This is a genomic window from Catalinimonas alkaloidigena, assembly GCF_029504655.1.
Classification (GTDB): domain Bacteria; phylum Bacteroidota; class Bacteroidia; order Cytophagales; family Cyclobacteriaceae; genus Catalinimonas; species Catalinimonas alkaloidigena.
The window spans coordinates 1,330,062-1,342,888 of record NZ_JAQFIL010000001.1 but is presented as its reverse complement, the minus strand read 5'-3'; the positions used below and the strand labels follow the sequence as shown (position 1 = coordinate 1,342,888).

Sequence of the window (12,827 nt, the reverse complement as noted above, 5' to 3'; positions counted from 1 at the left end):
GAAATCGGGGATTAGATTGTTTGGGAGTAAGAATTGGGTAATGATTGATGAACAGTGGTTGATCAGGCAGCGGTAAATTATTTAGCTGCTAATTTTCAAAGCCTGACCAACCACTCTCCAATGTCTACTTTATAAAATATATTGACTCAGGTCTTTGTTTTGCACCAGGTTTTCCAGCCTTTCTCTTACCATATCTTTATTGACCATAAGCTTGGAATTAGGCTCAATCTTGTCCGGCACATCAAAGAGAAAATCGTTGAGCAGACGGCTCATCACGGTATGCAGCCTTCTGGCGCCAATATTTTCTATCTCAGAGTTGATCTGAAAAGCAATGTTAGCGATCTCATCCAGCGCGTCTTCCTGAAACTTAAGTTCCACATTCTCCGCAGTGAACAGTGCTTCGTACTGCTTGGTAAGCGCGTTTTTAGGTTCACGAAGAATCTGGGCAAAATCTTCTCTAGTCAGATCACTTAGCTCAACACGAATGGGAAAACGCCCCTGGAGCTCAGGAATCAGATCCGAAGGCTTGGCCACATGAAAAGCGCCCGCAGCAATAAACAAAATATGGTCAGTATGCACAATACCATATTTAGTATTGACCGCACTACCTTCTACGATAGGTAGTAAGTCTCGCTGCACACCTTCTCTACTCACGTCAGCACCACCACTGCCTTTACGGTCGCCACCTCCGGCAGCGATCTTATCTATCTCATCCACGAAAATAATACCGGTATTCTCAGCCTTGTGTATTGCTTCTTCCTTCACTTCATCCATATCTATCAGTTTAGAAGCTTCTTCTTCCAGCAACAATTTTTTGGCTTCGCCTATGGTAACTTTTCTTTTTTTGTTCTTTTTAGGCATCATACCACTGAGCATCTCCTGCAGGTTCATCATGGAAGATTCATCCATCATGCCGCCGCCGATCATGCCTACACCGGGAGAGGAACTTTGCTTCACATTGATTTCTATCTTACGATCGTCAATATCTCCGTTTTTAATTTTTTCCCGGAAACGCTCACGGGTCCTGTGGTTTAATTCAGCATCGCTCAGGTTCTCTTCGTTTTCTTCTTTCTCAAAACCAATACGAGCTGCAGTAGACTTAGGCGTATTTCCTTTTACAGGTGGGATAAGCGCATCCAGTATAATTTCTTCTACTGCTTCAGCTGCTTTTTCCTGTACATCTTCTTTTTTTCGGGATTTTACCAGATTCACGGATTGCTCCACCAGGTCACGCACCATGCTTTCCACATCACGACCTACATAGCCCACTTCAGTAAACTTAGAGGCTTCCACCTTTGTGAACGGAGCGTCTGCGATTTTGGCCAGGCGGCGGGCGATCTCTGTTTTACCTACTCCTGTAGTACCAATCATCAGGATGTTGTTAGGGACAATCTCCTTCTGCATTTCATCCTTCACATTCATTCTGCGCCAACGGTTACGCAGGGCGATCGCCACATTTTTTTTAGCATCCTGCTGACCGATAATATATTTGTCAAGTTCAGCGACAATCTGTCTCGGAGTCAAATTTGCTTCTATCATGGATATGTATATACTAGTTTCGTTTAAAATTTAGTCTATTAAGATTCATGTTTAAAGTAAAGTGATTAAACCCTCCCCCAACATGGTAAAAAGCTCGTGCGTATTCAAGCTGTATAAAACGCAGGCGAAGCGCAAATCCAAATGATAATCCTGCTCCGCCGGTTAATTGTTCTAATTGTAGCGTATTTCTTTTAAGATGGTTATAACCCACCTGTACATGAAAGCTTTTACTTAGCAAAAGCTCACCACCAAAGCTCAAATGTCTTAATATTTTGTTAACGTATCCCGGCTTTTCATTGTTATCCTGACTGTAGTAGGCACCATAATGATTGATCAGGTGAAAGCCGGTCAGATAAAACCGGAAAGGCATGTGTTCCGGCTTGATAGCCAGGCTGATTTTAAGATCGGTGGGCATTCTGCTTTGCCTCATTGAAGTGTAGTCATTAAGCAAAAGCCCCAGATTATTGATAGCGAGGCCGATCACAAAATCATAATTCGGATGTATAAACATTCCGCCAGCGTCAAATAGAAGGGCTGAGGCCCCATAAGCCCCAAAGTTAGAAGTCATAAACTTGGCGTTGATTCCGAAGCGAAAAGGACCTGATTGATGGCTACGGTTAAAATAAATAGCATACTCCTGTGCATGATAAGTTCCTGTTGGTAATCCTGTTATATCATAGCTATCAAACTCTCCATATTTCAGGTATTGTATGCCCAGTCCCCATGCGCCCTGCTCACCTATTCTATGATTATAGGAAAGTGTTGCATAATCCACATCTGCGTAATAGGGCTGATAGCCAAGGCTCAATTGTCGGTCAAAGGAAGGTTCACTTACTGCCGGATTGGTGAACCATAATGAGGGAGAAATGATACTTGAATCTCTGGCTGATACTGCCTGCACACCTCCCAGCGCTGTAATTCTGGCTGAGGGTGAGAAGTTTAGAAAATCAAAAGCATAAGGTTGTGCCGTCTGGGCCTGTAGCTTGCTAAGGAGCAAAAAATGCAGTGTACATATAAAAAAGTAGCGCATAGGCAGTAGGCGTAAAACTACTGCCTTTGATGTTTATTCACAACAAGAAGCGCTATATTCAAGTAATATCATTATGACTATCTTTGATCAGTATGGAGTTCGGAAAACTTAGCGATATCAGCCGGGTGGACTTTAGCTTGCCCGAGGATGCGGATCGCACGCAGCGGATACTTACAGAGTCCGCAGCACAATCTCAAACAAAAATATACATTGGCATGGCCCGCTGGGGAGAAAGAAAACTGGTGGGCAAACTGTATCCAAAGGGTACGACTTCCAAAGATTATTTGTATCAATATGCGCGGCAGTTCAGTACCATTGAGATGAATACTACCCATTATCGTATCCCGACGACAGACATGGTGGAGCAATGGAAGGAAAAAACGCCTGTTCATTTTAAATTTTGTCCTAAGCTACCGCAAGTCATCAGTCACAGTAGCGATTTTGGTGAAGGTATTCGCGCTACCCATTTGTTTCTGGAGGCGCTACGCGCTTTTGAGGATCAGTTAGGCTTAGCTTTTTTACAGCTCCCCCCAACACTTGAACCCCGACATGATGGGAAAGCTCTTTTTGACTATCTCTCCAATTGGCCCGGTGAAATTCCTTTGGCTATAGAACTGCGGCATCCGGCCTGGTTTGAAAACAGTAGAATCAGAGAAAGAGCTTTTGACCTCCTGGAAGAAAATAATATGAGCACAGTGATCACTGATACGGCAGGCAGAAGAGATGTGATTCATATGCAGCTTACGAATCCTAAACTTATGGTACGCTTTGTAGGCAATGCATTACACCCTACTGATTATCAAAGAATTGACCAATGGGTAAGTTGTATTGGTAATTGGGTTGAGCAAGGCTTACAAGAGCTTTACTTCATCGTTCACCAACCGGAAGACACCCTTTGTATTGACTTAGCCATTTATCTAGTTGACCATCTCAACAAAAGGCTAAAAATGAATCTCAGGCCGCCCAGGATCATGCAGGGGGGGATACAAAAAACGCTTTTTTGAACAAATAGAAGGGTTTTGTAGTTGTATCGACACACCAATCTTATAAAACCTATGAAATATTTTACCAGACAACATAATTTTGTCATCTTCATCGCTTTGGTTTTTCTGGTTTCCTGTGCAGAAACCAAAACGGTAGAAGTTACGGCTACCGCCTATAATTCTGTTGAGGCTCAAACCAAAAAAGGCGACCCTGTCACCGCTGCCTGGGGCGATCAACTCAAGCCTGGAATGAAAGCTATCGCTGTCTCTCGTGATTTGTTGGAGGAAGAAGGGTTTGAACATAACACCAAAGTCAAAATAGAAGGTTTTCCCGGTACTTATAGAGTTTTAGATAAAATGAACAAACGCTGGACCAAGCGTATTGATATCTACATGGGAAATAATGTAGAAGAAGCCAAAGAGTTTGGGAAACAGGAAGTGGCTATTTCCTGGAAAGTAGATTAACAAATAATTTATATGACATACTACCAATTCTCTAATCATTACCTTACTTTCATGCTTTAATTTTTATAAAACATAGCATGAAAGTTTTTTTTACCCTTTTTCTGATTTCATTTACTTATATCCCTTTTGTTCTTGCGCAAGAAGAAGACAGTGTAGAGACTAAATTACTGAATGAAATCACTGTTATTGGGTATGATGCCAACCGTAAACTCCTTCAGACACCGGGTGCAGTAGCCCTGATTACCTCTCAGCAGATCACTGCCTTTGATCAGACTTCAGCATTACCTTCCATCAATCTTATTCCCGGGGTACGTATGGAAGAACGCTCTCCCGGCAGTTACCGCATTGCCGTTCGTGGAAGCACGCTGAGAGCACCTTTTGGTGTAAGAAACATCAAAGTATACTGGAACAACATTCCTTTCACCGAACCTTCAGGCAGTACCAATTTCAACCTGTTGGATATTATTAATATGGGTAAAATCGAGCTCATCAAAGGACCGGCAGGAAGTATATACGGAGCAGGTACCGGGGGGATAATTAATATTCAAAGTGAAAGCCCCCAACAAGCACACGACTACATAGGCGCAGAGGCTGTGCTCGGTTCTTATGGTTTGCAACGCTATGCCACTACTGTCAATCAGGTTACGGATAATGGCACCTATACCTTCAAATATGCACATCAGGAAGCTGATGGCTATCGGGATCACACCGCGCTGGATAGGGATGTCATTGAATTGCATGGTAAATTTGACCTATCTGAAAGAAGAGAAGTATCAGCCAACTTTCTTTATTCCAACCTTTTTTATGAAATACCTGGAGGTCTTACGCTAGAGCAGTATAATGAAAACCCCAGACAGGCACGCCCCGGAAATCAGTTTGTGCTGGGTAGTGAAGAAGCAGAGGCAGGCATTGATCAGGAATACCTGCTTTTTGGCCTGAGCCACGACTATCAGTGGAATGATAAGCTGAGTAACCTGACTACAATATACGGGGATTTCAGCTTTTTTGAGAACCCTTTTAACCTGGACTATAAGCGCGATAGCCGCATGGCTGGTGGCGGACGTACCCGTTTTGATTATCTTACCCAGGTCTTCGGTCAGGAAACGCGCTTTACGCTGGGTGGAGAAATTCAGGCAGGTACCAATGTGGCCAGAAATTTTGAAAATGACTACGGTGATCCCGGCGCCCTCAACTTCGACGACGAACTCAGAAGCCGTCAGTCACTTGTGTTCGGAAGAGCTGAGTTTGAGTTACCCAAAGATTTCTTCCTGACCTTAGGCGTAAGTCGCAACCATCTGAACTATGACATTAACCGATTGGTAGATAACAATTTAGATTCAGCTTACAGAGTGATCAAAGAATTTGACCCGGTGTGGGTTCCTCGTATTGGCGTAGCAAAGCAATTTAATAGCGTAGCTGCTCATGCCAGCATCAGCTATGGATTCTCCCCTCCCACCATTGAAGATGTGCGTACCAATGAAGGAAGCATTAATTTAGGCCTAAATCCCGAAGAAGGCGTAAACTATGAAGTAGGGTTGAGAGGTAATACATTAAATGGTAAGCTCAATTTTGACATTAGCGCTTTTTACTTTCAGCTAGACGAAACCATTGTACAGCAGCAATCCGAGCGAGGTACTGTCTTGTTTACCAATACCGGCTCAACCGACCAGCGAGGCCTGGAAACAGCATTTACTTATTTTGCACTGCAACAGCAGTCTGGTTTTGTCAGCGATCTGGAGTTTCAGCTTTCATATACACTGCATGATTTTGTTTTTAAAAACTATACTAAGTTTGAAGGCGAGGAACTGCAAGATTACTCCGGAAATGACCTAACGGGGGTTGCCCCTAATATTCTGGTCTTCGCTACCACACTTAAAACGAATTTCGGGCTATATCTCAATGGATCATTCAATTTCACGGATGAGATCCCCCTCAATGATGCCAACACCGTTTATGCTGATGCTTATCAGTTGATTTTGCTCAAAGCGGGTTATCGCGCTACCCTTTCAGATGATCTGGATATTGAAATTTTCGGAGGTATAAATAACCTCCTTGACGAAAAATACAGCTTAGGGAATGACCTTAACGCATTTGGGGGGCGTTATTATCAACCCGCTCCTGATCGTAACTTTTATGCAGGTTTAAAATTTCACCTAAAGTACTAATCACTGAGGACTATGATCAAAACATAGTCCTCAAGGATACAACAAAGTTTCTCCCTGGAGCCCCGATACCCGAAGAATAAGGCCAATAATGTTTGTCCAGAATATTTTCTAATCCGCCACTGATCTGAATGTATTGGTTAAGCTGATAGCTGGTAGTCAGATTCAGTGTGTACCATGATAATGCTCCCTCTTCTGTATATAAATAGGGTTTATTCTGCTCAGAAGGTGCTAAGTCCTGGTAAACAATTGCTCCATTATATCGGATGTTAAATTCTCCTATGAATTTACCGCTTTGGTATTTTATTGCAGTACTTCCGAAGGTAGGTGCAGCATGTCTTAAAGCAGCATCTTCTTCTAAATCTCTGCCTGTTGTATACGTTAGTGTAGCGTATAACGCAAGTTCTGACAGAATAGAGTAAGTAGCATTCATGCTAAAGCCAAACACATAAGCTTCACCGGCATTGACTATCGCCTGCACACGGCTCATTTCTCCATCATAGACAATACTATCCATACCATTAAAACTAAAGTTTCTTCGCACCATCGCATCCCTAAGTGAGGAATAATACACGACTCCTTCTACCCTGAACTTATTCTCCACACTTTTACTGGCTCCTATTTCTACATTATAACTATACTCCGGCCCAAGGTTTGGATTCGGGACCACCACATTTCCTGGCTCTGAGTCAAAAACTTTACCTACATCGTCTAGATTAGGCGCACGAAAACCTGAGGATAGAAGAAAATTCAACTGCCAACCTTCAGCAGGACGAAAAACCAGACCGGCACTTCCACTCATTGCACCAGTTTTTAAGTTAATTTCATCGTAGGGAAACTTATAAAAAGAACTATCGGTGAAGCGCGATGTTAAACACACACCACTATACCTCAAGCCTGTGTTTAAAGTGAACCTTTTATTAAAATTCCATTTGTGGTTAAGGTAGAATGCAGCAGTAGAATAGTCGCTTCCGCCATCCGGATAGCGGGTTGAACTTGGTTCAAGGGCTCCTGTATTCAGATTTTCACGCAATGCCTCAGATGCCACTGTATTATGAACAACTTCTATCCCATAAAAAAGATGATGAAACTGGTTGAATACTTTATCAGCATCAAAATTTAAAGTGTAAGCATTTACATTTTCCACTCTGCGTCTTAGCTCGCTACGCTGAAAACCTCTGTCGTTACGGCTTTCTTCAAACCCCTGGTAAGCCAGGGTAAGCTTGGCTTCATCAAAAAAAGGGTTCTTATCATAAAGGCGGGCTTTTATAGAATGCATCGCCCATTTTTGCGGCCCATAATACCATTCAGCATCTTCAGGTAAGCCATTTTCATCATATACGATCAGGCGATCATAGCGCGGAATGTCTGATGTAGTGCTGTAAATCAAACCATAAACCAAATCAATTTTATCTGTCAGCCGGTAACGCAATTTCTGCATCAGATTAAGCTGCCTGTAAGCAGAGGGGACCTGTACATTTACATCGGGATTATTCACTAATGAATCTTCTCCCCGAGCACGGACTACATAATTGTAACGTTTTCCAAAATCAGGATACTGCTCTGAATGCTGGCTGCCCGCACGTAAATCATCGAAGTCACTGTAAGAAAAAGACGTTAACGAACTTAGCCGCTTGCCTTTGAGGCTAACATCGATATGACCCGTTTTCTCTTGGTTGGCAGAAGCGTATCTTACCATTGCTGAAGTCTCTGTTTCAAATGAATCGCTGCTTGCGTAAGCAGGAGTGCGCGTATGAAAGTCCATCACTCCTCCCAGAGCATCGCTTCCGTATATTACCGAACCGGGACCAAACACTACTTCGGCTTCTTCAATGATAGTCGGATCAATATTGATGACATTCTGCAAATTTCCACCTCTAAAAATAGCGTTATTCATCCTTACACCATCCACTACAATCAGTACAGCATTGGCAGCAAAACCTCTGAGCATGGGGCTTCCACCTCCCAACTGACTTTTCTGTACAAACACCTGCCCGGTTCTGTCTAATAAATCGGCGGCCGTCTGAGGATTTTCAAACGCTATATCAGAGGGTTTCATGGAAACGATTTGATGAGGAATTTCTGCTTTCTTCTGCTCCCAACGGTTTACAGTGATAACTGCTTCTTCCATCTGAATCACTTTCTCACGCATACTTACCACGAAGTCTGCTTTTCTTATACGCTCCAAGGTCAGTGCAAGATCTTGGTATGCAGGATGTTGAAAATACAATGAATCCGAATTGGTAAAATTAGCCAAATACACTTCTCCGGAGGTATTAGTTTGAAGAAAAAATGTCCTGTCAGATGAGTATACCACAACCTCTGGAATCCCTTGGGAAGTAGTAATGTCCACGACTTTAAGTGTTTGTGCCTGAGTGAAAAAAGATAAGCTTAGAACGACTGATAATATTAAGGACGTTTCTTTCATGGAATTGCAAAAAAAACTATATTCATGCAAATTTCTTAATTAGAAATCAATATTACATCAACTTGTCAATATTATTTTCAACATAACGGGTGTAATATTATATTTTATTGTCAATAGAAGTAAAGCTGATTTTTTACTTTCTTGGGATGCAAAGCAGTTACTTTATCTATGCATAAACTCAATGGTTGAGTTCAGCGACTAAATTAGCTGCTTAATTTCACGTTCTACCTTCTTTGTTGTAAACCTTGTTGTAATAAAAACACATGTCAAAGACATTCATTGCCTTATTGGCTTTTTCGTTTTTTATGCTTTTTGGAGTTAACGTGTACGCTAACGATGATTTCCCTAAAGACTTTTTCGCTACACGTATTAATAGTTCTCCAAAAATTGACGGAATACTGGATGATGAAGTTTGGCAGCATGTGCTTTGTCCGGCAAGTGGATTTACTCAACGAAGCCCTAATCCGGGAAAAGCCCCTTCTGCTCCTACTGAGGTAAGTGTACTATATGATAATTCATCTATTTACATAGGTGCTGTATTGTACGATGTATCTGCCGACAGTATCATGCGGGAATTTACCAGCCGTGATTATAGCGGTTTTTCAGATGTTTTTGGAGTGTATTTTGATACTTATGATGATGATATTAACGCATTTGAGTTTATCGTATCAGCTGCCGGGGTCCAGTTTGACCGTCGCTGGACAGCTATGGGCTCAGATAGAAGCTGGAACGCAGGTTGGTTGAGCGCAGTAAGCATAGATGAAACTAACTGGTACGTAGAAATGGAAATTCCTCTTTCCGCACTGCGTTTTCCAAAAACCCCCATTCAAGAGTGGGGGGTCAATTTTCGTCGTACGATCCGTCGTAAAAACGAACACAATTACTGGAATAAAATTGACCCGCAAGTCAACGGATTTGTGAACCAATTTGGCCGCCTTAGTGGTATCACCAATATCAAGTCTCCTATACGTTTGTCAGTATCTCCCTATCTTTCAACATATGTAGATCACTATACCGGCGACGCTGAAAATCCCTCGCAACTAAATAAACGTATTAATGGAGGAATGGACCTTCGTTACGGTATCAATGATGCTTTCACCCTGGATATGATACTGGTCCCAGACTTTGGTCAGGTTGTTTCAGATAATAAAGTATTAAACCTATCTCCCTTTGAAGTTCAGTTTAACGAAAACCGACAATTCTTTAAAGAAGGCACTGAGCTATTTGAAAAAGGGGGATATTTCTATTCCAGAAGGGTTGGGGGCAAGCCCTTGCTGTATGATAATGTTGATGACGATTTAGGTAAAAACGAAGAGGTGCTCAGTAACCCTCAGGAAAGTTCTTTGATCAATGCTACCAAAATCTCCGGCCGTACAAGTAAAGGTCTGGGCTTAGGCGTATTTAATGGGCTTACCCGCGAAATGCATGCGGTTATCAAAGACAATGAAACAGGAGAGAGCAGAAAAGTCCTTTCTGATCCCTTGACCAATTATAATGTGATTGCACTGGACCAGAATCTAAAAAATAATTCTTACATAAGCTTTGTGAACACCAATGTGATTCGTCAGGGAGCATATTATGATGCCAATCTAACTGGTACAGCTTTTCGCCTTGCCAACAAGGGAAATCGCTATGCTGTATACGGAAGAGGAGCCATTAGCCAGAAGTATGGACTGGATGATGGACGTAATGAATTTGGTCACTCCTATTCATTATCTGTTGCTAAAACCGGCGGTAACCTACGTGCAAGTCTGACGAATTATGTTGAGAGCGACACTTTTGACCCAAATGACCTGGGCTTTTTAAGGGCCAATAATGAGATACGTACTTCTGCAAATATAGGCTATAACATATACGAGCCGTTTTGGCAGTTCCTTGACTTATATACAGACCTGGATTTTACCTACAGCAGATTATATGAGCCTTCCGTATTCACAAATTTTAATATGGAAGCCCGGGTACGAGGCACATTAAGCAACTTTATGGATTTCAGTTTCAATTATGCAGCTGCTCCTACCAAGCGTTATGATTATTTTGAGCCTCGTGTGGACGGCCGCTATATTGTGGAGCCTTCATATAATCAGCTTAGATTTTACCTGAGATCAGATAACCGAAATCGTTTTGTGATCGGAAGTTCGGTAAGTTATACCGATTACGATTTTGAAGATCAAGAAAGTCTGTATTTGAGCCTGAGTCCTAGTATCAGAATCAATAATAAACTTGCTTTTTCTACCTATCTCAGCCTGAGTAACAGTCAAAGTAATATCGGCTATGCCGATCATGAAGATGATCTGATCACTTTTGGAAAACGTGATATCAACACCATCAATAATATCTTTAATACCAAATATACCTTTAATAATAAGATGGGCTTAACCTTCAGAATGAGACATTACTGGTCGGCTGCAGAATACGAAGAGTTTTATACCCTGGGTGAAGAAGGCCAGCTTTTAGACAGTGATTATTCTGGCAATGAAGATAGAAATTACAATGCTTTTAATATTGACATGGTCTATAGTTATACCTTTGCCCCTGCCAGTGAAATTAGCATTGTCTGGAAAAATAACATTGCCAGTGATGAGGAGTTTGTAAGGCCCGGGTATTTAAAGAACGTGGAAACTCTGGGTAATCTGCCTCAAAGCAACAGTATCTCAGTAAGGGTCCTTTATTTTATTGATTACTCTATGCTCATGAAAAAACTAAACGCAGATAAAAAAATAGGCTGATGTGGAAACCCCTTTTTACACTTTTTATCTTTTTCCTCTTTTTTAACATCCATAATATAAAAGCGCAAAACCGCACGCTCCGATCCTATGGTGTAAGCATAGGGGTACTGCCTACAGGTGAAAATAATGCAATTACTGATGTGAGTGGCGTGCTGGTAGGCCATAAAACCCTGATTGAAGGAAGTAGCGTAAGAACTGGTGTAACGGCTATCATCCCACATTCAGACAATATTTTTCAATACAAAGTCCCTGCTGCTATCTACATTGGTAATGGGTTCGGTAAACTTGCCGGATATTCTCAGGTTGAAGAATTAGGAAATCTGGAAACCCCTATTGTGCTTACAAATACACTGAATGTCGCAACTGGAATCAATGCACTGGTACAATATACGCTGGGGCTGGCTGGGAATGAAGACGTTCGCTCGGTCAATGCCGTAGTTGGTGAGACCAATGACGGATACCTGAATGACATTCGTGGTCAACATGTGAAAGAGGAAGATGTATTTACTGCCCTTGAACAGGCAGCTTCCGGTCCTGTAGCCCAGGGCAATGTGGGTGCTGGTACCGGCACCCGTTGCTTTGCGTACAAAGGAGGCATCGGTACCTCCTCCCGGGTGGTTTCTAAAAAAAACGGGGGATATACTGTGGGAGTATTGGTACAAGCTAACTTTGGTGGCATACTCCATATTAAAGGTCTTCCTATTGAGCAGCTGATGAATAAAACCAAGAAAGAGCCTGCCCAAAAAGACACGGATGGCTCCTGCATGATGGTAGTAGCTACTGATGCTCCCCTGGATAGCAGAAACCTGAAAAGATTAGCCAAAAGAGCAATGCTGGGGCTTGCCCGTACAGGCGGTATTGCTTCCAATGGTAGTGGAGATTATGTAATTGCCTTTTCCACTGCCGAAAGTTTAAGAATCCCCTACAAAACAGATAGCGATCTGCTTGATATGGAGGTACTGAGCAATGATAACATCAGCTCACTGTTTCTGGCTACTATTGAAGCCACCGAAGAGGCCATCTACAATGCTCTATTTACGGCTGAAACCTTAAGCGGGCATCTTGGAGAAGTAAATGCATTGCCTGAAGAAAAAGTGATTCAGCTAATTGATGAGCATGGGCTCCTCAAATGAAAAGCTGAACAACATATTAATTAAATTATTGATTTTTTCTCTTGCCTCAAGAAACTTTCTCATGAGTTCGTAATACTCATAATAAAGCAGCACAGACTCCATATTTACCAAGTATTCTTTTACAAATACAGAGAATAACATCAGTCTCTTGACGTGATCTTTGTTATCATAAAAATAAGATCTGATCAATGAGTTCGTTTTATATAAGCTGCCTTTATCCTGGCTCAGGAATTTATTAAAAGCCCATTGGAAATTGTCACAGTGGTTTACAAATCCGTATTCTGTAAAAAATTTATCCTTAGGCAAAATCTGATGAAATTCTTGATAGAATTTAGCCCCGGTTTCTGGCATTCTCAATAAT

At 41.9% G+C, this 12,827-nt stretch carries 8 protein-coding genes; 5 read left to right on the top strand and 3 right to left on the bottom strand.

Going from position 1 to position 12,827, the window contains the following annotated elements:
* Positions 1 to 129: 129 nt before the first annotated feature.
* Together hslU and porQ are read right to left on the bottom strand one after the other, a co-directional pair.
* A complete protein-coding gene (gene hslU, locus OKW21_RS05685) occupies positions 130 to 1,539 on the bottom strand; it encodes an ATP-dependent protease ATPase subunit HslU (RefSeq protein WP_277478139.1) in 1,410 nt (469 codons plus the stop codon).
* Positions 1,540 to 1,552: 13 nt separating this feature from the next.
* Positions 1,553 to 2,569: a type IX secretion system protein PorQ gene (gene porQ / locus OKW21_RS05680; protein ID WP_277478137.1), complete on the bottom strand. Its 1,017-nt coding sequence runs from the start codon at positions 2,567 to 2,569 to the stop codon at positions 1,553 to 1,555.
* A 92-nt stretch (positions 2,570 to 2,661) separates the two neighbouring features.
* Between porQ and OKW21_RS05675 the strand changes: the two genes are divergently transcribed.
* The 3 genes from OKW21_RS05675 to OKW21_RS05665 all read left to right on the top strand — a co-directional run bounded on the left by OKW21_RS05675 (position 2,662) and on the right by OKW21_RS05665 (position 6,182).
* On the top strand, positions 2,662 to 3,573 hold the full coding sequence (locus OKW21_RS05675; protein WP_277478135.1) for a DUF72 domain-containing protein: 912 nt from the start codon (positions 2,662 to 2,664) through the stop codon (positions 3,571 to 3,573).
* Positions 3,574 to 3,624: 51 nt separating this feature from the next.
* Positions 3,625 to 4,017, top strand: coding sequence for a 3D domain-containing protein (locus OKW21_RS05670; protein ID WP_277478133.1), 393 nt, complete (start codon positions 3,625 to 3,627; stop codon positions 4,015 to 4,017).
* Positions 4,018 to 4,094: 77 nt separating this feature from the next.
* Positions 4,095 to 6,182, top strand: a complete 2,088-nt coding sequence (locus tag OKW21_RS05665) for a TonB-dependent receptor family protein (RefSeq protein WP_277478131.1) — start codon at positions 4,095 to 4,097, stop codon at positions 6,180 to 6,182.
* Positions 6,183 to 6,198: 16 nt separating this feature from the next.
* Here OKW21_RS05665 and OKW21_RS05660 read toward each other — a convergent pair whose 3' ends face one another.
* Positions 6,199 to 8,607, bottom strand: a complete 2,409-nt coding sequence (locus tag OKW21_RS05660) for a TonB-dependent receptor plug domain-containing protein (protein ID WP_277478129.1) — start codon at positions 8,605 to 8,607, stop codon at positions 6,199 to 6,201.
* Between the two features lie 263 nt (positions 8,608 to 8,870).
* On the opposite strand from OKW21_RS05660, the gene OKW21_RS05655 reads away from it, so the two are divergent.
* Both OKW21_RS05655 and OKW21_RS05650 read left to right on the top strand, forming a co-directional pair.
* Positions 8,871 to 11,333 carry a DUF5916 domain-containing protein gene (locus OKW21_RS05655; RefSeq protein ID WP_277478127.1) on the top strand — a complete coding sequence of 821 codons (2,463 nt, stop codon included), beginning with the start codon at positions 8,871 to 8,873 and terminating at the stop codon, positions 11,331 to 11,333.
* Complete coding sequence (locus OKW21_RS05650; RefSeq protein ID WP_277478126.1) at positions 11,333 to 12,466, top strand: P1 family peptidase; 1,134 nt, start codon at positions 11,333 to 11,335, stop codon at positions 12,464 to 12,466. Before OKW21_RS05655 ends, OKW21_RS05650 begins: the two co-directional genes overlap by 1 nt.
* The last annotated feature ends 361 nt before the right edge of the window (positions 12,467 to 12,827 follow it).